Origin of the sequence: Priestia sp. BR_2 (assembly GCF_041954005.1) — a bacterium.
In the GTDB taxonomy this organism is placed as follows: Bacteria; Bacillota; Bacilli; order Paenibacillales; family Paenibacillaceae; genus Paenibacillus_AQ; species Paenibacillus_AQ lautus_A.
This window is the reverse complement of the sequence record NZ_JAVFHM010000127.1, coordinates 1-23,747: the sequence shown is the minus strand read 5'-3', so window position 1 is coordinate 23,747 and position 23,747 is coordinate 1. Positions and strand designations below refer to the sequence as shown.

General features: G+C 50.4%; 22 protein-coding genes and 2 pseudogenes. 3 read left to right on the top strand and 21 right to left on the bottom strand.

The window, feature by feature from the left end; translation table 11 throughout:
- Positions 1-235: 235 nt before the first annotated feature.
- The 5 genes from cydC to RB298_RS04390 all read right to left on the bottom strand — a co-directional run bounded on the left by cydC (position 236) and on the right by RB298_RS04390 (position 6,979).
- Positions 236-1,957, bottom strand: coding sequence for a thiol reductant ABC exporter subunit CydC (gene cydC / locus RB298_RS04410; RefSeq protein ID WP_486045983.1), 1,722 nt, complete (start codon positions 1,955-1,957; stop codon positions 236-238).
- Entirely contained in the window at positions 1,954-3,774 is a 1,821-nt protein-coding gene (gene cydD / locus RB298_RS04405) for a thiol reductant ABC exporter subunit CydD (RefSeq protein ID WP_486045981.1), read from the bottom strand. The genes cydC and cydD overlap by 4 nt, the downstream gene beginning before the upstream one ends.
- A 54-nt stretch (positions 3,775-3,828) precedes the next feature.
- Positions 3,829-4,845 (bottom strand): cytochrome d ubiquinol oxidase subunit II, encoded by a 1,017-nt coding sequence (locus RB298_RS04400; protein ID WP_096774037.1) that lies wholly within the window; start codon positions 4,843-4,845, stop codon positions 3,829-3,831.
- A 6-nt stretch (positions 4,846-4,851) separates the two neighbouring features.
- Positions 4,852-6,207: a cytochrome ubiquinol oxidase subunit I gene (locus RB298_RS04395; protein ID WP_486045979.1), complete on the bottom strand. Its 1,356-nt coding sequence runs from the start codon at positions 6,205-6,207 to the stop codon at positions 4,852-4,854.
- Between the two features lie 343 nt (positions 6,208-6,550).
- Entirely contained in the window at positions 6,551-6,979 is a 429-nt protein-coding gene (locus tag RB298_RS04390) for a disulfide oxidoreductase (RefSeq protein WP_213578879.1), read from the bottom strand.
- Positions 6,980-7,343: 364 nt separating this feature from the next.
- Between RB298_RS04390 and RB298_RS04385 the strand changes: the two genes are divergently transcribed.
- Positions 7,344-7,751, top strand: a complete 408-nt coding sequence (locus RB298_RS04385; RefSeq protein WP_213578880.1) for a FixH family protein — start codon at positions 7,344-7,346, stop codon at positions 7,749-7,751.
- A gap of 7 nt (positions 7,752-7,758) precedes the next feature.
- Here the strand turns inward: RB298_RS04385 and RB298_RS04380 are convergent, their stop codons facing one another.
- The 12 genes and pseudogenes from RB298_RS04380 to RB298_RS04325 all read right to left on the bottom strand — a co-directional run bounded on the left by RB298_RS04380 (position 7,759) and on the right by RB298_RS04325 (position 18,839).
- Entirely contained in the window at positions 7,759-8,445 is a 687-nt protein-coding gene (locus RB298_RS04380) for a sulfite exporter TauE/SafE family protein (RefSeq protein ID WP_096774041.1), read from the bottom strand.
- Positions 8,436-10,646 carry a heavy metal translocating P-type ATPase gene (locus RB298_RS04375; RefSeq protein ID WP_486045976.1) on the bottom strand — a complete coding sequence of 737 codons (2,211 nt, stop codon included), beginning with the start codon at positions 10,644-10,646 and terminating at the stop codon, positions 8,436-8,438. The genes RB298_RS04380 and RB298_RS04375 overlap by 10 nt, the downstream gene beginning before the upstream one ends.
- Positions 10,647-10,912: 266 nt before the next feature.
- Positions 10,913-11,815 (bottom strand): AraC family transcriptional regulator, encoded by a 903-nt coding sequence (locus RB298_RS04370; RefSeq protein WP_486045974.1) that lies wholly within the window; start codon positions 11,813-11,815, stop codon positions 10,913-10,915.
- Positions 11,816-11,924: 109 nt separating this feature from the next.
- Complete coding sequence (locus RB298_RS04365) at positions 11,925-12,293, bottom strand: iron chaperone (RefSeq protein ID WP_486045972.1); 369 nt, start codon at positions 12,291-12,293, stop codon at positions 11,925-11,927.
- A gap of 116 nt (positions 12,294-12,409) precedes the next feature.
- Positions 12,410-13,114, bottom strand: coding sequence for an FAD-dependent oxidoreductase (locus tag RB298_RS04360; RefSeq protein ID WP_486045970.1), 705 nt, complete (start codon positions 13,112-13,114; stop codon positions 12,410-12,412).
- A 14-nt stretch (positions 13,115-13,128) separates the two neighbouring features.
- Positions 13,129-15,384 carry an ATP-binding cassette domain-containing protein gene (locus tag RB298_RS04355; protein ID WP_486045968.1) on the bottom strand — a complete coding sequence of 752 codons (2,256 nt, stop codon included), beginning with the start codon at positions 15,382-15,384 and terminating at the stop codon, positions 13,129-13,131.
- A 171-nt stretch (positions 15,385-15,555) separates the two neighbouring features.
- Positions 15,556-15,954, bottom strand: a complete 399-nt coding sequence (locus tag RB298_RS04350; protein ID WP_096774046.1) for an SRPBCC family protein — start codon at positions 15,952-15,954, stop codon at positions 15,556-15,558.
- Positions 15,951-16,280 carry an ArsR/SmtB family transcription factor gene (locus RB298_RS04345; protein ID WP_009592507.1) on the bottom strand — a complete coding sequence of 110 codons (330 nt, stop codon included), beginning with the start codon at positions 16,278-16,280 and terminating at the stop codon, positions 15,951-15,953. The genes RB298_RS04350 and RB298_RS04345 overlap by 4 nt, the downstream gene beginning before the upstream one ends.
- 395 nt (positions 16,281-16,675) lie before the next feature.
- Positions 16,676-17,452 (bottom strand): TerC family protein, encoded by a 777-nt coding sequence (locus RB298_RS04340; protein ID WP_096774047.1) that lies wholly within the window; start codon positions 17,450-17,452, stop codon positions 16,676-16,678.
- Positions 17,453-17,880: 428 nt separating this feature from the next.
- Positions 17,881-18,060 (bottom strand): annotated as a pseudogene (locus RB298_RS04335) (hypothetical protein); the annotation flags it as partial.
- Complete coding sequence (locus RB298_RS04330) at positions 18,050-18,523, bottom strand: MerR family transcriptional regulator (RefSeq protein ID WP_192571627.1); 474 nt, start codon at positions 18,521-18,523, stop codon at positions 18,050-18,052. The gene RB298_RS04330 and the pseudogene RB298_RS04335, both read right to left, overlap by 11 nt.
- Positions 18,524-18,734: 211 nt before the next feature.
- Positions 18,735-18,839, bottom strand: a complete 105-nt coding sequence (locus RB298_RS04325; protein WP_015735743.1) for a DUF6254 family protein — start codon at positions 18,837-18,839, stop codon at positions 18,735-18,737.
- A 291-nt stretch (positions 18,840-19,130) separates the two neighbouring features.
- Between RB298_RS04325 and RB298_RS04320 the strand changes: the two genes are divergently transcribed.
- Entirely contained in the window at positions 19,131-20,003 is an 873-nt protein-coding gene (locus tag RB298_RS04320) for a hypothetical protein (protein ID WP_486045964.1), read from the top strand.
- A gap of 106 nt (positions 20,004-20,109) precedes the next feature.
- Here RB298_RS04320 and RB298_RS04315 read toward each other — a convergent pair whose 3' ends face one another.
- Positions 20,110-21,030 carry an arginase family protein gene (locus tag RB298_RS04315; RefSeq protein WP_486045962.1) on the bottom strand — a complete coding sequence of 307 codons (921 nt, stop codon included), beginning with the start codon at positions 21,028-21,030 and terminating at the stop codon, positions 20,110-20,112.
- Between the two features lie 105 nt (positions 21,031-21,135).
- Between RB298_RS04315 and RB298_RS04310 the strand changes: the two genes are divergently transcribed.
- On the top strand, positions 21,136-21,477 hold the full coding sequence (locus tag RB298_RS04310; RefSeq protein WP_096774052.1) for a winged helix-turn-helix transcriptional regulator: 342 nt from the start codon (positions 21,136-21,138) through the stop codon (positions 21,475-21,477).
- Between the two features lie 23 nt (positions 21,478-21,500).
- Here the strand turns inward: RB298_RS04310 and RB298_RS04305 are convergent, their stop codons facing one another.
- From RB298_RS04305 to RB298_RS04295, 3 genes and pseudogenes are all read right to left on the bottom strand, one after another.
- Positions 21,501-22,340 carry a formylglycine-generating enzyme family protein gene (locus RB298_RS04305; protein ID WP_486045960.1) on the bottom strand — a complete coding sequence of 280 codons (840 nt, stop codon included), beginning with the start codon at positions 22,338-22,340 and terminating at the stop codon, positions 21,501-21,503.
- Between the two features lie 169 nt (positions 22,341-22,509).
- Complete coding sequence (locus RB298_RS04300) at positions 22,510-23,145, bottom strand: glycoside hydrolase family 11 protein (protein ID WP_009592475.1); 636 nt, start codon at positions 23,143-23,145, stop codon at positions 22,510-22,512.
- A gap of 306 nt (positions 23,146-23,451) precedes the next feature.
- A pseudogene (locus RB298_RS04295) lies at positions 23,452-23,747 on the bottom strand (DNA alkylation repair protein); the annotation flags it as partial.

Genomic DNA, 23,747 nt, shown 5'->3' with positions numbered 1-23,747 from the left:
TGGCACACTGCCGCTGGCAACATAGCTTGAATAAACCCGCACATAAAAAATGCTCTCCTATTCCACCCATCGTCAGAAATCAATATAGATGTAAAGTTATACAGCCGATCTTCCTCCGGAGGAAAATCGGCTATGCCTCTGATATTTACTTAGGGATCTTGCGTTGTTGTACTTTGCTAGCCTTACATGTCGGTGACGCGAAGGTAGGAATTCATCCGACACTTCAATGGCAAGATCAGGCTTCGCTTATCATTTGCCGCTCAATTTGCTTCATTTCATAGAAGTAGCCCTTTTGCTCCATCAGCTCCGAATACGTGCCTGCTTCCATGATTCTGCCTTGATCCATGACCACGATCCGGTCCATTTCTTCCAAACCGGTCAGCCGATGGCATATGAGAATAAGCGTATCATCCTGCGCTTGCGCCAGCAATTGTCTGAAAACGCGCTGCTCGGTGATGTAATCCAGTGAAGACGTCGGTTCGTCTAATAGCCACAAACGCCCTTTCCGGAGCATGGCCCGTGCCAAGGCCAGCCGTTGCTTTTCTCCGTCGGACAAGTTCTCGCCCTTCTCATATACCGCAGCCTCCAGAGATAGATTCGGCAGCTGGACTTTATCCAGTATCGCGGACAACTCATGGTCGTCATGATGTTCGGCATCCAGCAGCAGGTTGTCTCGAATGGTTCCCCGGAAGAAATGACTGTGCTGCAGCACTACATTCGACGCTTGCCAAATGCCCGCTTCATCCAATTCCTGAATCGAAACATCATGCAAACGAATCTCGCCGCTCGTCGGGGTACGCAGCTTGAGCAGCAATTCGACGATCGTTGTTTTCCCTGACCCGCTCGGCCCGACAATGGCCGTTTTGGAACCAGCGGGAAAATGGAGGGATACGTTTTGGAGTGCAGGACGCCATTCATCTTCATATTGGAACGTAACCCTGCGCAGCTCCACCGAAACGGCTTGATTGACGGGTAGAATGCCGCTCGGCTGCGGCGCCATCACATCGGCAGCATGAACGATTTCCGCGAGCCGCTTGGCCGCGTGCTCGCTGTCCTGCTTATAAGCCGGCAGCGTGGCCATTGGCGCCGCCTCTTCGAACACCGTAAGCGAAGCCATGACCAGCATGGCGAGAAACACGCCGGCAAGGGAGCCGTCCATGATCAGATAAGCTCCGAGAATGAGCACGCCCCAAGAAATGAGATACATCACAAAAGTATGCAGCGATTGCCCTCGCAGCAGGTGCACGGCAGATGCCTGCTGCTCCGCTGATAAAACTGCCGAGGCATGCTGCAGCAGCTCCTCTCGCTGCTTCAGCTGCCCATATACTTTTAAATCACGGAAACCGTAGAGCAGTTCGGTCACTTCCGTGGAAAATGCCGCCCGCTGCCGGCGAACGCGACCATGAATTCTTCTCTGTCCAAGCAATACCAGCGCTGGAACCACAAAAGCCGTTGCCAGCATCCCAACCACAAACAAACAGGCAATCCAGATCGAGAAAGCGGAAGTAAACAACACCGTCGCCAAAAACACCATGACCACGATGATAGGGGGATAAGCAACGCGCAAAAAATAATGCTGCAAGCTTTCTACATCCCCGACGATCCGCGCGAGCAGCTCACCGCTCCGCTTCTTGCCCAGTATCCCTGGCGTTAACGGAACAAGCTTGGCAAAAAAAGACGTTCGCAAACGGCTGAGCAGAGAAAACGTCGCCCGATGGGAATACAAGCGTTCTGCATAGCGGCTGCCCGCACGCAGGAGACCAAGAATTTTCACCAGAGACGTCAACACAATCAAGGTATAGAGCGGCGGGGCAAAAACCGTCTGCGAAATGAGGTATCCGCTAAGTGAAAAGAGACATACACCTGCGATGCCGGCTATGAATCCGCCGATGATTGCTAGGGCAATATCCTTGCGTTCCTCAATCATCGCTTTTGTTAGAATTGCCAGCTCATTCATGCGAACCTCCCTTTCCGATGGGCATCCACCATTTCGGCATATTGCGGCAGCCGAGCAAGTAGCTCTTCATGGCGCCCGCAGCCCAGCAGGGCTCCGTTGTCCATAAACAGGATCTTGTCGGCATCTTTTATCGTATACAAGCGGTGCGCAACGGTAATCATGGTCGCTTGGCTTGCAAGCTCGGCAATGGACAGCTGCAGCACGCGTTCGGTGTGGAGATCCAATCCCACCGTGGGCTCGTCAAACAAAATGACGGCAGGCCGCTTCAAAAAAGCTCGCGCCAGCGCAAGCCGCTGCTTCTCGCCGCCTGACAACCCCCTGCCCCCTTCGCCGACGAAGGTGTCATAGCCATGCTCGAGCTCCGCCGCAACCGCGGCAAGTCCGGCAGCTTCAGCCGCCTGCTCGACGTCAGCCCTAGAGACGTCCCTGCCCGCGCCAATCGCAATATTCTCGGCAAACGTGCCGGCAAAGATATATGGATGCTGGGTAATGTAGCTGACATGATCAAACCATGAAGCCTCATCATCTGATTGAAGCACTCTTCCGTTTACCAGCACTTCACCTGATACCGGCTTCAGCAGCCCGGCCACGAGATGCAGCAAGGTTGTTTTGCCGGACCCGCTTTTACCGACAATCGCAATATGCTCCCCTGGTCCAAACGATATGGAACCCACCGCAAGCTCGAAGGAATCCGGCGCATACTGAAACCGGACATCCCTCACCTCGATGGACGGGGGCATTTGAATGAACCCCCCACCGGCTGTCCCTGGCTTGTCCAACGCAATCGTCCAATCTAACTCGCCTGTTCCATCCCTATGATCAGCACCCTCACGTCGAGTGCTTAACGCTTCTTCATCTTGCGTTTCCTCAAGCATCTCTTCCACCTTACGGATCGCCCCCATACTGGTGCGGCCCCCGTGAAAGGCGGTTCCCGTGTTTTTTAACAAACTGTAAAACTCGGGTACCAGCAGCAGGATCAAAAAGGCGGTGTGGAAGGAAAGCGATTTGAAGACCAGGAGCTGAAGCGCCAGCTCAAGCGCAACGATGCCAATGCCCAGCATGACGATGGATTCCAGCATGAAGGTATTGGTGAACGCAATTCGCAAAATGTCCATCGTCGCATCCCGGTACCCCAGGCTGCTGCGTTCGATGTCCTGTTGATGATGGCGGGCACGGCCGAAGAGCTTCAACGAAACGAGTCCTTGCAGAGAGTCGAGAAACGTGCCGGAAAACTCGGCCAACTGCGCGAATTTCTCCTCCGATTTGTTCTTCGTTTTGAGCCCCACCAATACCATGAATATCGGAATAAAGGGAGCGGTAACCAGCATAATGAACCCGGAATTCATATGCTGCGTAAATACTACGGCCAAGATCAGAATAGGAATGATGGCAGCTTCCATCATTCGCGGCACATACTGGCTGAAATAACTGTCCGCCTCATCCACGGCATCCAGCGCCACGCTCACCTTTCCGCCTGTTTGCCCGCGAAGCGCCATCGGCATGGAAGCCTTGGTCAGCTTTCGCAGCACGGCCGCTCGCATATCCGTTTTGGCCCGGGCAGCCATCTGCAAACCGATTCGTCCATTGCCATACGACAGCAGCGTACGCGCAGCCATGACGCCCAGCAGAATAACAAGAATGACGGCAACCGACGATAACGAAGCACGCTGCACAAATATCTTCTCCACCGATTCTGCGAGCAGCACGGCCTGGCCCACGATGGCGGCACCGAGCGCAAGCGACACGCCACCCAGGAGAACAAGGGGTTTTCTTTGCGCGGACATTTGCTGGGAGATCAGTCCCGTTTTTTTCTTCATGATGACGTCCCTCCTTCATGCCGACCTCTGTATGTGATTTCACAACGCATCGGTTTATTTTTTGCCTTTTACATAATCCGCATCAAACAAGAATAGCCTGAAGACCAGGATAAGGGACGGAATCAGCAGACACAGTCCGCCGATAAAGGCGAACACCAGCGCAACGCCCATCGACTCATGCGTGGCACCGCTTTGAATGGTAATATACGGATCCAGAATATACGGATATTGTCCGATGCCATAAGCAAAAAAGGCACAGAAAAACTGAAGCATCACGCAAATAAAGGCTAGTCCGTAGCGCCGCCCGCTGTACAGAAGCCATACGGACATCATGAAAAAACCAACGGAAAGCGCCAGCAGCCACCATAAGTCCATCATGTTTTGAAAATGCCGCTCATTATGCTGAGAGAGATAAATGAATGCCGTTAGCGCGGCAATGATGGTTGGCATGCTCCAGAACAGGGCATACGTCCGCATCAGCTTGAGCGCAGGCTGGTCGTCCGCCCTGGAAGCGTAATAAGACAAGAACGAACCACTGATAAACAGCACCGATACAATGGCCAATGCGACGATGCTCCACGACAACGGGCTTGTCATCAGCGACAAGTACTCTAAAGAAACGGCCCCGCCTTCCTCCACGATAAAGCCGCCCTCGGAAAGGGTCAGTGCCACCGACAACGATGCCGGGATCAGCAATCCCGTGGCCCCGTATAAAAACAGATACACGATGTTTTCTTTGGAGCCATAGTTCTCAAATGCGTAAAAGGACCCTCGAATGGCCAGCAAAATGACGGCGATGCTTCCCGGCACAAGCAGCGCAGAACCATAATAATAGGCCGTATCGGGAAAGAACCCGACGATGCCAACGAAGAAAAAGACAAAGAACACATTCGTGATCTCCCAGACCGGCGACAAATAACGAGAGATCAAACGATTGAGCAGATGGTCCTGCTTCGTCAAGCGGGCATAGAAGGCAAAAAATCCGGCGCCGTAATCGATGGAGGCCACGATCAAATAGCCGTACAAAAACAGCCAAAGCACGGAAATGCCTATCAACTCGTAACTGATCATAACGGCTCACCCTTTTTCCATGGAATGAATTTGCTTCTCTTTGGACAGTTCTTCAAGCTCGGCTTCTGCCGGCTTGTCACGGAATAAGCGCCGCAGCACAAAAATACACATGACGCCCAGCACGATATACAGAAGGAGGAAAAGGAAAAAGAGAACCCTCACATTCGGCGAGGAGGTGGCAGCTTCCTCCACCCGCATGTATCCGCGGATAATCCATGGCTGTCTACCGACTTCGGCATAGAACCAGCCCAGCTCTACCCCTAAGAACGCCAGCGGCGCGCTAAGAACGATGGCCCGAAGCAGCCACTTGTTGAGCTCGTTCCGTTTCTTCCACATCACGAACAAGAAATACAAGAACGCAACACCGAGCATCACAAAGCCGATGCCGGCCATCATATCAAACAAATAATGCACGAGCAGCGGAGGGCGCTCATCGAGCGGAAACTCCTCCAGCCCCTTCACCTCGGCATTAAAGTCGCCAAAGGCCAGGAAGCTGAGCGCCTTCGGAATGTGAAGAGCCCCCATGACCTTCTGCTCGGCGTTCAGCCAGCCCAACAGGATCAAATCCGCGCCGCGTTCCGTTTCAAAATGCCACTCTGCGGCCGCCAGCTTCTCCGGTTGATGCTCCGCCAAAAACTTTGCGGACATATCGCCGGCAATAGTGGTCAGCATACTGAAGACCAGCACCGCGCCCATCATCAGCTTCAACGCTTTTTTGTAATACGCCGACGCTCCTTTTCTAAGGATAATATAAGCCGCAATGCCCGCCAGCAGGGCTGCCCCCGTCAAGTAGGCCGAGGATAATACATGGAACACCTTGGAGGGCGTTGCCGCATTAAACATCGCCTGCAGCGGATCAACCGCCGTAAAGTGACCGGCTTCCATAACAAAGCCTTCAGGCTGATTCATAAAACCGTTCACCGACGTGATAAAAAAAGCGGACATGCTTGCGCCAGCTACAATGGGTAACGTTAGCAGCCAGTGAACATACGGATTGCGGAAGCGATCCCACGTGTACAAATAAATGCCGAGGAAAATGGCTTCAAAAAAGAAAGCAAAAACCTCCATGAATAATGGAAGAGCGATCACGTTTCCTGCCAACTGCATAAAGTTCGGCCATACCAATGCCAGCTGCAGGGCAATCGCCGTTCCGGTTACAACGCCGACGGCCACGGAAATGACAAATCCTCTCGTCCATCTCTTGGCCATCAGAATGTAGTGCGCATCCTTCTTTCGTATGCCAACGAATTCGGCAATTGCAATCATTAATGGAACACCGACGCCGACCGTGGCGAATATGACATGAAATGCCAAGGTTAACCCTGTTAACCATCTGCTCCACAGCACCGTATCTACGACCATGCCAGAATGTCTCCTTTCAAACGCAATTCATTCGAATCGGGTCAGACCCTAACCTATACTTACCCGATATTCAAAGGCTATTATAACGAAGCATGATCACAATTGAATCACATCAGCGCTCCGTTCATGAAAGGATCGAATCTTTCTGACATCTCGGTGAAAAACAAGAAAACCACTCGTTCGAGCCATTGCATTGTCAGACGATACATGGTATTCGCGGCAGTGGTAAATTACCGAAAAAGAACCCCATTTCTAGCCCATGAGCGGGAAAAGAAACGGGGTTCTTACAACTACAATTCTATTTGTGATGACGGATAACCATCCACCTGTTGATGTTACAAATTCACGCTTGAGCGGCTTCTTGTTTCTGCGAACGCTTAGCCTGCAACAGTGCAAAGGTTATGAGTATAAATGCTGCGAGTGCCAGCATCGGGATGGTCAACCAACCGAACCAATTCAAGTAGTCGTCCATACAGGACACCGGCCCGCATGCCGCCGCGCTCAGATCGTGCGGAAGTTTTTGGATGACGATATGGTAAGTCGATATCCCTCCCCCAATGAGGATCAGTGGCAGGACGTACGGGACGATATCTGTCTTTTGCCGGTACGCTGCGATTCCCAGCACAATGACTAACGGATACATGAAAATCCTTTGGTACCAGCATAAGACGCACGGCGTAAAATGCCAAACTTCACTTAGAAACAAACTTCCGCTAGTGGCCACTGTGGCGACCGTCCATGCAAAAAACAACCAGACTCCGGTTTTGTTCATGGTTTCAAACTTCGTCCCTTCTATTGGTGTTTCGACATCATATCGAAATGGATGTATCTTATGGTCTGCGACTCGGTCCCACACTTCCTTCGAGCTGATGACATTTCTCATTTTCGCTTAATTATAAATATAATAAAATGGCTCCTTTGGGCTATAAGCTGCTCTGGCCAGCTTGTTCTGCGAATGGACACATCATGTTAACGTATCAAGTAAACCAGCGAATAAAAAAAGATTTTGCCGCTGATAGGGACAAAATCTTTTTTGGTTTGTACACTCCATTGAAGAATACCCACTTTGCATGTTCTGAGCTTTTGTTACATACCTATGAGGGAAACCTATGCTTTCAGGTGAAGGAAGGGATAGAATGAAGACCAGATGGGGGATTGCTCTGCTGCTGATCTGCACGATCGCGGCCATCCTGATGTTTCGACAGGTTCAGGATCGTACTCCAACGGAGGATCTTTATACCGATGGACAGCTGCGTATGGAAATACAAACCGTTTCGTCTGCTGCTGAACCCATGCAGGAAACCGTTTTTGAGCTCTTCGTGACCGAGCTTCCCGAGAAGCCGATTACCGATGCTGACATTGAACTTCACATCGCGATGCCGGATATGTTTTGCGGCGTGTTCCCCGCAGAGGTCGTCGAATCCAAGCCAGGCGTTTACAGCGCGACGGCAATCCCTGTGATGCAAGGCCTCTGGGAAGCCGAAGCCGTTCTGCGTTGGGAAGATCGCCATGTCGAAGTAAGGACGTTGTTCAAAGTTCGCTGAGCCCCTGTTACCATAGCCACGGGTGAATGCCCGGTATCCATCCATTGGCGCTTAGTCCTTTTAAAATAGACAGGATTCCCATCAGAAAAGCTAGAAATCCGCCGAATTTCCGCATGCCCCTGCGCCATTTTTTCGTCAGGCTGCCGGCAGACATCGCCACCACGAACAGGATCGGAAATGTCGCAAGTCCAAACACCAGCATAATCATAATACCTTCCAGGCCGGAACCGGATGCCGCTGCATTCATCTGCATCGCATAGGTTAAGCCGCATGGAAGAAAACCAAGCAGAATGCCGGTTAAAAAAGTCGCAAGCATCTCATAACGCTGACCAAGCCGTGCCAGTTTCGCTTGAAAAAATGGATGTCTCGGCAGATGAGCGTTATATATGGGCAATGTGTAGCGGCGAATGGTCCAGAGCAGAATGAGCATTCCTCCAATGATGCTGGCTGCTCCTTGGAAACCGACAAAGCTGCCGGCCACATCCAGGAAGGAGCCCACCACTCCCATAAAACCGCCAATGGCCGTATAGGTGATAACTCTGCCCGCATTGTAAGCCAATACGGATTTCAGCGGAGAGCCTTGGTTTCCAAGTGCCAGAGAAGAAACGATTCCCCCGCACATGACCAGACAATGCGGCGCACCCATTAATCCCGCCAATGCCACTAACGGTAATCCGCTTCCGGTCAAGGCCATGCTCTCGCCCCCCGTTTTCCCCACAGCTGGAGCCGCAGCGAGTTGCCGACAACCAGCAGCGAGCTTGCCGCCATTCCAATACATGCAATGCGCGGGTCCAAATAACCGAATGCAGCCAAAGGTACGGTCAGGACGTTATATAATAGTGCAAAGAGTAGATTCTGATGAACATTCCGCATCGTATAACGACTCCAGGTGTAGGCTTCCGGAATTCGGGATAGCCTGCTTCCGATCAGGACGACGTCTCCTGCCTGTTTGGCTGCATCCGTTCCACCGCCCATGGCGATGCCGACATCGGCGGCGGCCAGCGCAGCCGCATCATTAATGCCGTCGCCGACCATGGCCACGGAACGACCTTGCTGCTGAAGCTCGCGTATGAACGCAAGCTTCTGTTCAGGAAGCATGCCGGCGCGTACCAGCTCAATGCCTGTCGCGGCAGCCACGGTCAGCGCCGTTCGCTCCTCATCGCCAGTTACCATCCACACTTCGGCTTTTTGCTTCAGCTCTTGTACGACGCCTCGCGCATCCCGCCTGAGTTTGTCAGCCATATCAAACGTACCGATACACGTCCCGTTCACGGCTATATAAAGTCTTATATGACCGGAGGCCGCTTCCTGATGAAATCCAAACCTGTTATCCTCCGAAAAGCGTATGCCCATTTCCTCCAGCCATTTCCGGTTCCCCACGCATACGTTGTTTCCTTCCACATCGCCTTCCATTCCCTTTCCCGGCCGTTCGTGGAACGAGGCTGCTTCCGGAATGGGGACCTGTTGGTCTTTCGCCGCTTTCACAATGGCTTGCGCCAGTGGATGCATGGACAGAGAAGCTAGAGCCGAGGTCAGGCGAAGTACGTCTGCGTCACGTTGTCCAGCCGCTTGGATGGCAACAAGCTGCGGCAAGCCTTCGGTCAGCGTTCCCGTCTTATCCAGCAATACGACATCGATTTGCCGCAGCCTTTCCAGGGAGCGCGCCTCTTTGAACAAAATGCCCTTTTGGGCAGATGATCCGGTTGCAATCAGGATGGAAATCGGGGTTGCCAGTCCAAGCGCACAGGGGCAAGCGACCAGTAAAACAGATAACGCGTGACGCATCGCGGTTTCAGAGAGATCAGGGCCATGGGAAAACAATAGCCATCCTGCAAATGTTACCGCCGCACAGCCCAGCATAACCGGTACAAAAACCGCCGCAATGCGGTCAACCGTTCTTTGAATGGCCGGTTTGCTCTGCTGCGCGGCTTCGATCAGTGCAATCATCTGGGAAAGTCGGGTCTCCTTATGCTTCTTATCGACCATGATATGCAGACTCCCGACCAAACAACGGGTTCCGGCATATACGCGGTCTCCGCTGCATTTGGTCACCGCCGTGCTTTCGCCTGTCATCATCGATTCATCCGCATCCGCCGTTCCCGAATGAACCACACCGTCAACGGATATCCATTCTCCGCTCTTCACCACAATGCGGTCCCCTGTTTGTGCCTGATCTGCCGTAATCCATTCTTCGCCATGCTGTCGCAACACCCGCACCAGCTTCACCTGAAGCGAATATAAGGCACTCAGTTGTTTCAGCGCTTTTCCCTTGGCAATGGTCTCCAGCCACTTGCCTAACAAAACCACGGTCATAATCATGGCAATCGTATCGAAATACAGGGTGGGGTGAGAGGTATCGTGTGCGGCATGAAACATCGCGTAGTGGCTGTAGAAGTAAGCAACGGACGTGCTGATGGCAACCAAGGTATCCATGTTTGCGCTGCGATGGATGAAGGCTTGATAAGCGCCGTAATAAAATGGATAGCCCACGCCAAACTGAAGAAACGTCGCAATCAGGAATTGAAACATGGGCTCCATGAATAAATTCGGCGTCCATGGTTGAAACCACACGAACATATGGGCCAGCATCGCCCACAAAAGCGGAATGGACAAACACGCAGCGATCGCGAACCGGGTGCGATAGGCGCGAGTTTCGGCTTCTATTCCTGCTTGGGGATGCGAGAGCTTGCCCGTTGCCTTATAGCCGAGCTTAGCAATTTTGGCGGTGATCGCCTGCATTCCAATTTCCCTCGGTTCGTAGTGAACGGTAGCCCGAGACAAAGCCAAACTGACATGAACAGCTTGAACCCCCTTCTCTTTGCGAAGCGCTTTTTCGATTCGGGTTGCGCAAGCCGCGCATGTCATACCACTTACTTGTAGTTGCTCCAGTTTCATATTCGCTCACCTCCGGCGCTCGTTCATGGGATCGCTCGTCCATAAATTGTATGAAGGTGTTCGAATATTAAGAATAGCTATAAAGAGCCATGCAAATTGCACCTGTCCTATCAACATGGCAAAGGCGATCAATCACAAAGACTGGCCGCCATGAAATGATAGCTTTATTGTTCTTGAATCTAAAAAGCCGCGTATTACGCGACTTTTTTGAGTCATAATATGTTGTCTCTTCTCGATCCATTATTTCCTTAATGACAGCTTAGAAATTAAATTAAAGCTATCTTCCTTACGGCGAACCATAGTTCAACGTAATTAAGACCGTCTCTGCCGCCGTAGATTTCAAATTCCATTCCATCGACTTGTTCATATCCCGCCGTAGGAAGCCACTCTGAGAAGAATCGTCGATATAACGTCTCGATGATCTCATCAAAGCAGTCCCATGTGAATGGATCCGACGAAAAAACAGCCCAAGTATGCGCGGGTATCGTTATGTTCGTGTATCCGTTTGTATTACTGGAGTCACTTTTAAAAGCGCACAACATGTACGGAAAAGAGTCATTTTCCGTTTTTCTGTAACTGCAAACCGCATGTACTTTATATAAATCCTTGTTTAAAAAAGAAGGCAAATCGCCTGCATGGACAGCAAGTCTTTCAACCTCGCCATTAGCATGGCTTTCCTTCCAGAACTCTGCGGGCGAAGCCACCGATTCGCCATCTCCGTTTATTGGAAACACTCTTTCGATTCCAAAGATCTGTAAGGCTTCCTTCGTTTCAATACGATAATTCATAGCCTCTGCCCCTTTGATTGAAATGAGGAAGGAAATCCGAGGATAGGCCTTTAGAGCGGTCCCTTCTTGACGAGCTATTGCTGGATTGACACCATGCAGCATTTGAAAAGCCCGCGCAAAAGAAACCGGTGATTCATAACCGTATTTCAGGGCAATATCAATGACTTTGGCGTCGCTATTCTGCAATTCAAAAGCCGCAAGGGTGAGACGTCTTCGCCGAATATATTCCGCAAGTGTCACATTCGTTATGAACGAGAACATTCTCTGAAACTGATGTGACGAACAGCAAGCTTTACGAGCCACTTCAACCAACTCAATTTCATCGGATAAATTCATCTCGATGTAATCTAATGCCCGATTCATCCTCATAAGCCAATCCATGTGGTTCCCTCCTCTCAACCAAAGTATAGTTTTGCTATGGCATTGCAGCGCAACTATTTGTGCGCAGTAAAGTTTCGTCTTCTGTTTCTACGGCCTAGGTGCTTTTTTCTCATCGCCAAAACGTCGTACAGTTTGCCTTATCCAGCATATTAAACTCGATCATTCTCTCCAGCAATGAGAAATCAACCGGACGATCCCACCGAATGCGGACTAGCTCCTTGGTGTGATCATAGCCGGCCTTGACGATTTCATCCGAAAACTGATGTATCCCTGCCTTTTCAGGGGCAACCGCCAAGTGAGGTTTGGCTACGCTAAAGCCAATGATAAATGTGCCGTGGTCGGTGAACATTGGCTGATTCCACGCCATTTTCGGTATCAGATTCGGAAATTTCTCAGCGACCCACCCCAAAACCTCTTCGGTTCTCGCCCGATGCTGCGGGTTTTCGATTTTCGCTAAAAAATCTGCAAAAACCTCCATGTTGTTTCCTCCTTCTAAGACGCCAGCTTATGCAGCGTTCATGCTTAAGCTATTCTCTATCCACGATTTCTTTGCTATGCATGGATTCCGCTCTCTACGATTAGTACATTCAATTGCTAATATCCAAAAAAAGCATCCTTTTTGATATTCCGCATGGATACACCCTTACTTTGCAAGTACGCAGTAACCGACTCCACCATGGATTTCGGCCCAGCGACCAAATACTTGCCATGATCCTTATGCCGGGCGATGAACTTATCGATTTCCTGATCTAAATCATTTCTTGAATCAAGATAAGATACCTGGATCGAAGGATGGCTGGCGATTGCATCAAGTTCATCTTTATACAGATAGGACTTCTTGCTATTTAAATAGAGAAGGTGTATGGGTTTCAACTCACCTTTCCCGGCTGCCGTCTGCTTTAAGATGGACCGAAAAGGCGTCATTCCGATCCCGGCCGCGATCAGGAGCGAGGGGCTCTCAGGAACCAAATGAAAGGACCCTACAGGACCGCTCATTTTCATATGCATGCCTGGTTTTAATTCCAGCAGCGCCTTTTTGAATTCGCTTGGGTTATCCCCGATGCGCGTTGTTATGTTAACAACGTTCTCTGTGGGAACAGAACTGATGCTGAATGGCTTTGTAGCATTCTTCATGGTTTTATGCGTAATGCTGAATAAACCGTATTGCCCTGCTTTCCATGTTAAATCTGGTCCTTTTTCGAACGAAAAAGTGTACACGTCTTCCGATTCTTTGCTGCTCTCTATAAATATCAATTCCCGCTTTTGGATTATGGACAGAAAATCTTTAATAAAACCCATGATCTCACCCCTCGTTACATCAAGTATCTTCCCGTAATCGACAGCTCCGCCTGAGTGATCTGCGCCGGCGTACCCTCGAACACCACTTGCCCGCCCTTGCTGCCTCCGTCCGGCCCCATGTCGATGATCCAGTCCGCTTGGCTGATCACTTCGAGGTTATGCTCGATGACAATTACCGTATTGCCTGCGTCCACAAGACGGTTCATGATCTCCAGCAGGTGGCCGATATCCGACATATGCAGACCGGTGGTCGGCTCGTCCATCACGTAGATGCTGCCTTTCTTATGCAGCTCGCTTGCCAGCTTGATGCGCTGGCACTCCCCGCCCGAGAGCGTGCTGAGCGGCTGGCCGAGCGTAATATAGTTCAATCCCACATCGCTCATGGCCTGAAGCTTGCGAACAACCTCTTTGAGTTCAAAAAAGTCCAGTGCCTGCTCCACCGTCATCTCCAGCACTTCGGCAATCGACTTGCCGTTCAGTTTGTACTCGAGTACCTCATCCTTGAAGCGTCTCCCCCCGCACACATCGCATGGCAGCTTTACGCTGTCGAGGAAGGAAAGGTCCGTATACAATACGCCAAGCCCTTGGCAGTTCTCGCAGGCTCCCTTCGAGTTGAAGCTGAACAAACCCTGGTTCACCTTGTTCGCCGAAGCAAATGCTTTACGAACATCATCCATTATGCCCGTGTACGTGGCTGGATTCGAGCGCGTGGATACGCCTACCGCCGATTGATCGATGACGATTGCATCCGGATGCTGGCTGAGAAATACTTCGTTGATCAGGGTGCTTTTGCCCGAGCCGGCGACACCCGTAACAACGGTCAGCACTCCGGTCGGAATATCGACGCTCACGTTCATTAGATTGTGCAGCGTGGCCTCCTTGATGGACAGCTTGCCGGATGGCTGCCTGCAGTCGTGCTTCAGCTGGAGCGGCCGCTTCATATGGGTCCCTGTTAAAGTAGCAGACTCCAGAAGTCCGGAGTAGCTTCCCTCATATACGATGGTACCGCCGCGGCTGCCGGCGTACGGCCCAACGTCGACGATATGGTCCGCCACCTTGATCACATCGGGATCATGCTCAACGACAATAACGGTGTTGCCCTTGTCGCGCAGCTTCTGAAGCAGTTCATTTAACCTGTGTACATCGCGGGGATGCAAGCCAACGCTGGGCTCATCGAAGATGTAAGTGACGTCCACGAGGCTGCCGCTCAGATGCTTGACCATTTTGACGCGCTGCGACTCGCCGCCCGACAAGGTATCCGTCTCGCGGTCCAGCGTCAAGTAATCCAAGCCGATATCCACCAGATGCTGCAGACGCTCCGTTAACGATTTGATGATCGGTGCGGCGATCGGATCATCGATCTCGCGTATAACGCGGATCAGCTGGCCCACTTCCATGGCGGACATCTCCGCAATGTGGAGTCCATTGATTTTGCAGCTCAGCGTCGCTTGGCTGAGTCTTGCGCCGCGGCAGCTGGGGCACGGACCCTCCGTGATAAATGGCATCACGGCTTTCTGCGTGCGTTCGGACTTCGTTTTCACATCCTGCTTGATGTATTTGTTGGTGAACTTCTCAATGACGCCTTCCACCGTAATGTTCGTTGCCTTACCGGCGAAATCCATCTTTACTTTTCTTGCCTTGGCATACAGGAGATGCTCCAATTCCTCAACGGAATAATCGCTCAGCTTTTTGTCCGGATCAAAATCGCCCGATTGCAGTATCATGTTCCACTCCCAGCCGTTCACCGAATAGTCCGGCAGCATCAGAGCGCCTTCATTCAGCGACTTGGTCATGTCCACCGCCTTGCTCATGTCGACGCCAAGTTTGCGACCGATTCCGTTGCACTCCGGGCACATGCCTTGCGGATCGTTGAAGGAGAATAAATGCGCGGGTCCGATATGGGGCTGACCCACTCGGGAGAATAAAAGACGGAGAATGGGAGAAATATCGGTAATGGTGCCCATCGTGGAATGGGAACCGCCGCCAAGCCGCTTCTGATCCACGATAACGGCCATGCTCAGATTCTCGATTGCGTCCGTATCCGGCTGGGGAACGCGGGGCAGGAACGTACGAACGAACATGCTGAAGTTCTCATTCAGCAGTCGCGTGGATTCTGCGGCGATCGTATCGAAGACAATCGACGATTTGCCGGATCCGGATACACCCGTGAAGATCGTGATCTTCCGCTTGGGAATGCGCAGGGATACGTTCTTAAGATTGTTTTCCCTCGCACCCGTGAGCACGATATACTCCTGATTTGTTTCGCTCATGCATAACATCCTTCCGATATGGGTGATTTAAGCAATTTTTCAAATGAATCGTCCAAGGCTTAAACCGGCTGCAAGCAGCATGCAGCCGGTTATATCGATGCGGGCCGGCAGGTTCAATCAACGTCCTCTATTCATTTAGCGCTTGGGTGCGGAACGTTAATATGGATACGGTTAATCTGCCAATGCCTTTTCAAGCTTGGCGACCCATGCACTCCATCCATGCTTAGCCCCCTCGAGCCCATGAACGTTGGAAAATCCGATTTGTTCGAGATGGAGGTTAACCTTTCCGCCTCCTAAATCCTGCAGCGTCAAGGTAACCGTATGTCTTTCCTCACCGGTGGCCCAGGTATAGGATAGAAGATTAGGCTCATCCACGATAAGCACTTCGCCTTCAACAATCCCATCCCACCATTCTGATGGCTCATGGCGAAACTGAAATCGGTGCCCTACGACGGGTTTAAAATCATTTTCCGTAATCCACTTGGCAAGCTGGTTTGAATCGGTGATGGCTAACCACAGCTTCTCGATCGATGTCTTGAACGGAAAATCCATAGACAATGATAAGCTCATTCATCTTCCTCCTCTAATAGCTGGCTTAAACGCAGCATGTTGGCATTCCAGTACTTGTTGTAAAAAGCCACCCAATCTTGAACTTCTCGGAGTGGCGAAGCGTTAAGCCTGAAACGCGTTTCTCTGCCGACTTTTCGGTCATGTACCAGATCGGCTTCCTTAAGTATTGTTAAATGCTTGGACACTGCAGTACGGCCCATGGGAAACTGTGCCGTTAACTCATGCAGCGGCAGCTCATCGGCTTCCGCCAACAGATGGATCAGCTGGCGCCTGGTCGGGTCTGCAATGGCGTTAAACACATCGCGAGACTGGTAGTTCTCGTTCACAACACCCTCTCCTCCATATTACTGCCGAGGGACAGCCGTTCATTTTCCATCCCTATAGAGTGCGGCCCTGCGGACGAGCGTTCGCGGGGCATATCCTTGCGAATCGAAGCAGCAAATAAACGGCAAATTTAAAGCCCCGTATCCTGCCACGCGTCCATGAAATGGAGTTATGTCCGTCTGATCAAAGTGTAACCCTATCATTGATAAGCTGCTCCTCGGTGCTGAATTTCTACATATTCTATATTTTTGATAATCGGACACCATTTAGTGACATTTTGATTATAGGTCACCATTTGGTGTCATGTCAATCCATCGGGCTCGGGATTTTTATGAACGAAAAAGTATAAAACAAGGCAGTGGAATTCGATTCCACTGCCTCGTTTACTTAGGTCAACCTAAAGCGGATCAGGTTGAGTGTGCCTTTTATTCGAGGGGGCAAACCAACCGAGAAGGGCGATGGCGACCAAGACCCCGTAGAAAACGATGGTCCAGCCTGTGCTGTGCGGGAAATGATGAGCCAATACGCCAATATCTTCATGGGCCAGGGTGATCACAGCGAGCTTGACGCCGACCCATGCCACGATGGCATATGCCGTGGTCTCCAGTGCCGGCCGTTGAGCAAGCAGCTTCACAAACCATGTGGCCGCGAATTTGATCAGGACAAGCCCTGCGATCCCGCCAAGCACGACAACCAGGAATTGTCCTCCGTCCATCCCGCCGAAATCCGGTAGCGGCGAATCCGGGAGCCCCAGTGCCAGAGCCACAGCAGCAAGAATGGAATCAATCGCAAACGCGAGATCCGCAACCGCAATCTTTCCAACGGTCGGCCAAAAGCCTTTTCCCGCGGCATCTTTCTTTATGTCCTCGCGAATATTTTTGTTTTCCTTGCCAAAACGGGCTTTGATGATGTGCTTTAATCCGAGGTATAGGAGATAAGCCGCCCCAATCGCCTGTATTTGCCAGACGTTCGCGATAAACGATATCGCAAACAGGGCGGCGAAGCGAAATACAAAGGCCATGATGATTCCGTAATTGATGGCTTTCTTCTTTTGTTCCTCCGGTAAGTGCTTCGCGATAACCGCCAGCACAAGGGCATTATCCGCCGATAATAAACCTTCCAAACCGATAAGAATCAGTAATGCCCAGGCATACTCCAACCAAAGTGATTCCAACGGTACTTCCCCTCTCTTATGTTAGAATGTTCAGGACCCATTTGTTGCTTCAAGCTCCACGTTTCAGCTCTTGAATTTTGATTGCACCGCTGCTCCCTGTCGTTATTACGTTGTCAAGTAATGTCTCGTTTCATTCATTAGGCATCATAATGAAAAAAATTTTATAGGTTATGCTATTTTGAAACAAAACGCTTCGCATTATTCGGCGGGCCAAAACATCAAACCACATTTTGGGCTGATGGTAACATCACTTGATCGAACATGGATCGATATGCTCGGGGTTATTACAACTGCACCCTATGGCTAATAACTACAGCCGGCCTTTGGGCCGGCTGCTGTGCAATGATTGATTTTATGAAAGAATACTGGAATCATTTTCAACAAAATCCAATGACCTCTCTCGATATGGTTATCTTTCGCTAGCGCTAGACCAGATTCTCCGCCGTGATGATATGCCAGACATACGTGAATATGATCTCTGAATCCAAGGCGATCTCGCTCGCGCGAAGTGTCGGCAGTACAGCGGATTGCCCGTTCCAAGCATGCGTAATGGCAAATAGTACGGCAAGGATACCGGCAATTAAATAATATGGATTCTTAATCTTCATGTCCAAAACATCCCTCCTCGGATATTCCATTCTCCTTCCTGCGAATCGTTTGGTATATCTCGCGAACGAACGCTGCCAGCCGCTGGTCGCTTTCATGATTAAGGTCCCTTAGCGTTTCGGCTGCTAGCTCAAGCAATTGACTGACCTTTTCCAGACGAGCAATCTTCTCGCGCGTTTCCGCATTCTTGGCATCAAGGAACGAAGCTACCTTCAGGCATTCTGCTGGGTCAACCTCCTCCATTCTGTGGAATCCAAACTTCCCCTTGATTTCGTTAAGCGACAAGTCAGCAAACTGCAGGATTTGAATATTCATTAAATCCATGAGGTCACTCCTCGAATACCTGCGGTACCGATTGTCTTCCCGGGCCGGCGATACGATTCCAATTCGGTCATAGTAGCGAAGTGTATCCTTGGGAATTCCAAGGATCTGCGAAACTTCTTGTATTGAATATAATGGTTTCATGCATTCAAAATAACATTGGAGTAAACTCCAGTGTCAAGTCGCTTTTTTACGAGATCACCATTACCTTATGTCATATCTCATTTAGACCTACTAGTGCCACCATGATTAGAATAACAAACAAACGTCGCGGAAAGGAGTGTTGAGGATAAAAAAGACTGCCGGTACCTTTCACCGGGCAGTCTTTTGATTTCCAAGTAGTATGCTCTCCAACCTATTCGCTGGACAGTTCCTTGAGCGATTTGATTTTACCATGGGGATGCTGTTCTTGCTTACGCGACTTCCAGGCAGCTTCTTTCCTTCTCTTCTGGTGAGCCATGACAGATATCCTCCTTTGGAAACAGAGATGTATACTACCATCTTATATTGTCATTCCCCGGCTTGGTTCATTCATGAAAATAGGATGCACAACACCACGAGTTATACTCGCGTGAAGCCCAGGACCTTCAAGGCATTATGAAGCTCATTGGATCGCTCATCTCTCGCTCAATTCCTGCTTGGTCCTTTAAGCGCATGTCCTACGCTGCTTGTTCCGTTTATAATGGAATGATGACAACCCGTCGTTACCGGAAGAACGGATGCAACCCGCGTCGAATGAAAGGAGCAATCCATGGACAACAAACAAATGCGCATGTTGAAAAAGCTGTATCACCATACCAATTACAACTATGACCGGGAGCGTGAGGTAAGCGTATATAATACAGAAACGCTTACTGCGGCAGAGCAGGAGCTGCTGGAGGCCAGCGGATGGGTCGTAAACGATCTGCAGTATATTCGGCATGACGAAATCATAGGCCGACTGATCGAGCTGCGTTCGAACGTGCGCTTGACCTGGTCCAGCATAGGCAAGGCCTTTGTTGCTGGGGTGGGTGGAAGCTGGCCCCGAGGCATATCCATGCTGGCCAGTTATCACGCCATGATTCATGCACGCCCCCACGCTTACGAGGAACCCGAATGGCTTCGGGCTTGCAAGGTCTGTGGCTTCAGCCACAGCCATGAAGGCTGGGACAATCTGTCTTACATACGTTACGCGATGCATTTGGGCAACAATTACAGCGGATCAAGCTTCGGCGCATACGTGGATATGGCCGAGTTGGTCGAACTGCTGGAGCAAGAGCCCGTTGAAGCAACCGACATTGACAAGCTCGCCTTTAGACAGCTGCTGCAGAGCTTGGACCGGGCCGAGGCTGGCGAAACGCCAGGGCAGTATGAGAAGCGGTTAACCGGCGAAAAAATCTTGAAGGGTCACGCGGGCATTCGCCGTGGCATGCTCCAGGCGCTAGCCAGGGTGGGCGTGCTACCCAACCGCATCCTGGAGCTCTCTCCGGACCGCTGGACGGACATGGCAACCATCATCCATGCCGAGTTTGAACTGGACAACACCAAGGGCCGTTCCGACATGGAGATGCCTTGGGCAGGCTGGCAAGGCAGCTTGGGCGTCGATTGGAACAAGGCCCGCACGATTTTCGGCGATTGGGTTTGAATGTCGGTTCAGGAGGTTTCCTATTAAGTTTCGCAGGAAGCCTCCTTTTTGATCATGGCGACTTCTGTCCCGTATGATCCATCTATGATAAAACGGTTTATGGCTTTTAGTTATTTAAAATAGGCATCTCGCCCAGCAGTTTCTTCAAATAGATAGAATCCCATGGCATATGCTCCGTGATCCCTAAACCCACGACATCGGTCTCTTCAGACAGTTCCTTCAGCAGATGAAGCAGTTGGGGCAATTGCATGGTTCCCTGGGGAGATAAATTAAAGGGTTCTTCAGGGTTCGCGAACAGCAAAGACCGGAATGCCTTGGGATCAAGCACGTCCAGATCGAGGTGAATCGCCAGGTGCTTAATGCCGCGTTCTTTAATCCACGCTTTAATAGGCGAAGTACTGTTCTTCAACTCCTCGGTGCCAGCAGTACGAATGCCCAGCCTCTGAATCATGTCCGTGTCCTGCTCCGCAAAACCGATGCCTAGCTTTTGGAATCCTTCCGAGATCACCTTGGCTTCTTGTTCGGTAGGCGTTGCTAATCCTGCAATAAAGACGTTTTCGGGTTTTAGAGGGATGTTCACATGTTTGGCAAACTCCTCATCCCCTTCTCCCAACAGATTCCCAAGCGGTACCGTATGCCCGTTGTCATAGCCTACATACCTCACCAAATCACTGTGAGCATCGATCCAGATTAAACCTAACTCCCCGTCGTATCGTTCGTTCAAATAGGCAAAAGGAGCTTGTTCGACCAAGCAGTCGCCGCCAAACATGACAATGCGATCCGGCTTATGTGCATGGATAAGATGATGAGCCGCCTTTAACTGTTCGAGCAGCTGTGTTCTGCCATTCATACCGTTCTCGTTTTCAAGAGGCGTTCCATCATAGGTTTGGACGGGAACATGGATAAGGGGTTGATCATTATCCGGAGCCAGCCAAGCAAGCAGTTCGGCTCCAAAAGAGTAGTTGGGGTTGTTCCCCCCTTGCCATTGCGGCATTAACAGGCGTATCGTTTTCGTTTTTTTAGTCATGCTGTCGTCTCCTTTACTTCAAAGTAAGGTTAGTATAGACTGAGCACAAATAAAAAAGTAGTACGCACTTATTTGAAAGGTACTACCCGAAAGGATAGTGTAAATATGAGCATGGCTGAATTTAAAGGTAAAGTTAAGAATATTCAAGATACGCCTTTTGGTTATACGGTGTCCGTGATCGGCGGCAAATGGAAAATGGTCATTATCTACCTTCTTGCAGAAAACCAAACGGTCCGCTTCAATGATCTGAAGAGACAGATCGGCGCCATTACTTACAAAACATTGAGTTCGCAGCTTAAGGAATTGGAGGCGGACGGACTCGTGAAACGGAAAGAATACCCTCAAGTCCCCCCTAAAGTCGAGTATAGCCTCACGGATAAAGCGGTAACGCTATTACCCGTTTTGGAAGGGTTATGCGAATGGGGAGTAAAGAATCAATACGAATAAAATCGGAACGGCTGGCTCCTTGACTACGCTCCGCGAACGACCCGAAACCCTTGATCCGGGCCAAAGCCATTGGCATCGAATTTGCCTCGGAACGAGATCTCGTTGTTGCTGACGTCGCCGATCCAGCCGCCGCCCTTCACCACCCGAAAGATGCCGCTCTGGCTGTTCGAGTCGCCGTACCAGTCCCAGCACCACTCCCTAACGTTGCCTGACATATCGTATATGCCTAACTCGTTGGGCTTCTGGGTGCCGATCGGTTTGGTTTGATTATGGTTGTTCTCGATGACGGGCCAGTTCCAATCTCCGGTTAAGTATTGATCTCCGGCGTTTCTCCAATACCATGCAACCTCGTCGGCATTATGGCTTCCGCTGTATGCGTAACCCTTGCTAGCCTGGCCACCGCTTGCAGCATATTCCCACTCCGCTTCAGTAGGCAACCGGTAGCCGTCAGCTCCCTCATTGATCGTGACGGTCCATTTGATATGATCATTATCATTCTTATTATTTGCGTCTTTTTCATCCTTGTGGATGTTGTAATACGGTTCGAATCCTTCCTGTATGCTTCTTCGATTGCAGTACTCCACAACGTCATACCAACTCACCATTTCAACCGGCAAGTGATCCCCTACGAATTCCGAGGGATTGCTCCCCATGACTTCTTCCCACTCTTTTTGAGTGACCTCATATTTGCCGATATAAAAGCTCGATAACGACACGCTTTGTCCAGCGTAGTTGGACTTGTCGTTCTTAATAGGCCCCCCTTCTACGAACACAAGATCTTCCTTATTATCAGGTTTATCCTGCGAACAAGCGCCGATCACAAGCATTGCTGCTATGAAAAGAAACAAGCATAGCTTTCTCATGGATAGATCTCCTTTAAGCTGATAGAAGAGCCGATAAAGTCATGCCCCGGTCTGCAACTCGCTTCCGGCAACGTCGTAGGCCGCTGCTCAGACAGAGAACGGCCTGCCAACGCATCCGGATAACGGTTTGGTTAGGATGACGGCTTACTTATGATTGATGGTCAGGAAGTTACCACACCGTTACGTTGGAGCTCCCGCTGCTTTGATAGCCCTCTGTCGCTAACACCTGGTAAGACCAGCTGCTTCCCAGATTCATTCCTTTGCTTGCCCATGCGTTCACGTGGTTGCTGAACGTGATGCTGGAGTTTACGCCTGTAGCTCTCTTCGATTGCCGAACGCTCCAATACTGGGCAAATGTTTGTGTGCCGTCAATCGAGGGCGCGTTGTATCGCATCGTTGTATAGATGTCATAGGTGCCCCCATCGCTGGTCACGGTGCCTTTATGCGTTCCGGTAGGCCGGTAAGTACCCCAGCTGTCAACGACGTAATATTCGATCAGCGAGTTTCTCGTCCAGCCGTAGAGCGTCAAATACCCGTTGCCGGAAGGCGCCCAGACGCCGGCATTGTAGTTAATCGTCCGGTTCGGCGATCCGGTATTCCAGCCTTTGCCGACAACGAAATTCCCGGTATTTTGCCACGTTACGCTGTAATTGCCTCCGGAGCCGTTAACGGCATTGACCGTGCCGCCGCCATCGGTCCAATTCTGCCAGTAGTCCGTCGCTGCGTTTGAGGTTGTTGCAAACAAACCAAAACTCATGGAAGCTGCCAGCACCAGCGTCATTACCTTTTTACTAAACTTAATCATAATCTACCTCCTCTTTTGTGTTGGCTCTGTACAACCGAATGTCGACGATTCTCTTTTTTTACTTTTACCTCCTTTCTAAACAAATTATAGGATGACAGCGGTTACATAAAAATTAACAAATTAAATATGATGTATAGATTATCTTGGTAATTATAGTAAGTAATGGGGCGATCAGGATTCGTTGATAACTTGCCGCTAACCTTGCCGATACCATAAACAAAAAAAAGCCGCGTTTCCCGCGACTTATGCATGCTTATATTTTGTCCCTATTCGATTGAGCTCGATTCTTCCTATTGCAGATGTTCTTTAACACCTTACATATTTGCGTTTAAATCCGATCTTCCCTCTCTCGATCTCTTTTTGAATATTGTCGGAAGCCAGCAGGATGCTGCTCTTCTTCTTGTCCCTTTTGATTTCGACTGGTCCGACGGCCTTCGCGATTTCTACCGCCTTATCATGGCTTGGCAAATAAGAAACCCCTACGGTGTATATAAAATTGTTCATAGCGGATTTCGTTCGTTCAGGGGAGTCGTGGATCGTGTTTTTCACCTGTTCGAGCAAGCTCTCGATCTTGACGGTATCAAATGCAGCGTCCGCACGGT

What these genes read in the sequence shown, in the direction of transcription:
- RB298_RS04390 (WP_213578879.1), bottom strand. Translation starts at nt 6,979, where the DNA reads ATGAACAAAACCGGAGTCTGGTTGTTTTTTGCATGGACGGTCGCCACA.
- RB298_RS04400 (WP_096774037.1), bottom strand. Translation starts at nt 4,845, where the DNA reads ATGATCAGTTACGAGTTGATAGGCATTTCCGTGCTTTGGCTGTTTTTG.
- RB298_RS04330 (WP_192571627.1), bottom strand. Translation starts at nt 18,523, where the DNA reads ATGAAACCATTATATTCAATACAAGAAGTTTCGCAGATCCTTGGAATT.
- RB298_RS04350 (WP_096774046.1), bottom strand. Translation starts at nt 15,954, where the DNA reads ATGAGCTTATCATTGTCTATGGATTTTCCGTTCAAGACATCGATCGAG.
- RB298_RS04385 (WP_213578880.1), top strand. Translation starts at nt 7,344, where the DNA reads ATGAAGACCAGATGGGGGATTGCTCTGCTGCTGATCTGCACGATCGCG.
- RB298_RS04375 (WP_486045976.1), bottom strand. Translation starts at nt 10,646, where the DNA reads ATGAAACTGGAGCAACTACAAGTAAGTGGTATGACATGCGCGGCTTGC.
- RB298_RS04365 (WP_486045972.1), bottom strand. Translation starts at nt 12,293, where the DNA reads ATGGAGGTTTTTGCAGATTTTTTAGCGAAAATCGAAAACCCGCAGCAT.
- cydC (WP_486045983.1), bottom strand. Translation starts at nt 1,957, where the DNA reads ATGAATGAGCTGGCAATTCTAACAAAAGCGATGATTGAGGAACGCAAG.
- RB298_RS04370 (WP_486045974.1), bottom strand. Translation starts at nt 11,815, where the DNA reads ATGGATTGGCTTATGAGGATGAATCGGGCATTAGATTACATCGAGATG.
- RB298_RS04360 (WP_486045970.1), bottom strand. Translation starts at nt 13,114, where the DNA reads ATGGGTTTTATTAAAGATTTTCTGTCCATAATCCAAAAGCGGGAATTG.
- RB298_RS04315 (WP_486045962.1), bottom strand. Translation starts at nt 21,030, where the DNA reads ATGACTAAAAAAACGAAAACGATACGCCTGTTAATGCCGCAATGGCAA.
- RB298_RS04300 (WP_009592475.1), bottom strand. Translation starts at nt 23,145, where the DNA reads ATGATTAAGTTTAGTAAAAAGGTAATGACGCTGGTGCTGGCAGCTTCC.
- RB298_RS04310 (WP_096774052.1), top strand. Translation starts at nt 21,136, where the DNA reads ATGAGCATGGCTGAATTTAAAGGTAAAGTTAAGAATATTCAAGATACG.
- RB298_RS04395 (WP_486045979.1), bottom strand. Translation starts at nt 6,207, where the DNA reads ATGGTCGTAGATACGGTGCTGTGGAGCAGATGGTTAACAGGGTTAACC.
- RB298_RS04355 (WP_486045968.1), bottom strand. Translation starts at nt 15,384, where the DNA reads ATGAGCGAAACAAATCAGGAGTATATCGTGCTCACGGGTGCGAGGGAA.
- RB298_RS04325 (WP_015735743.1), bottom strand. Translation starts at nt 18,839, where the DNA reads ATGGCTCACCAGAAGAGAAGGAAAGAAGCTGCCTGGAAGTCGCGTAAG.
- RB298_RS04305 (WP_486045960.1), bottom strand. Translation starts at nt 22,340, where the DNA reads ATGAGAAAGCTATGCTTGTTTCTTTTCATAGCAGCAATGCTTGTGATC.
- RB298_RS04380 (WP_096774041.1), bottom strand. Translation starts at nt 8,445, where the DNA reads ATGGCCTTGACCGGAAGCGGATTACCGTTAGTGGCATTGGCGGGATTA.
- RB298_RS04320 (WP_486045964.1), top strand. Translation starts at nt 19,131, where the DNA reads ATGGACAACAAACAAATGCGCATGTTGAAAAAGCTGTATCACCATACC.
- cydD (WP_486045981.1), bottom strand. Translation starts at nt 3,774, where the DNA reads ATGAAGAAAAAAACGGGACTGATCTCCCAGCAAATGTCCGCGCAAAGA.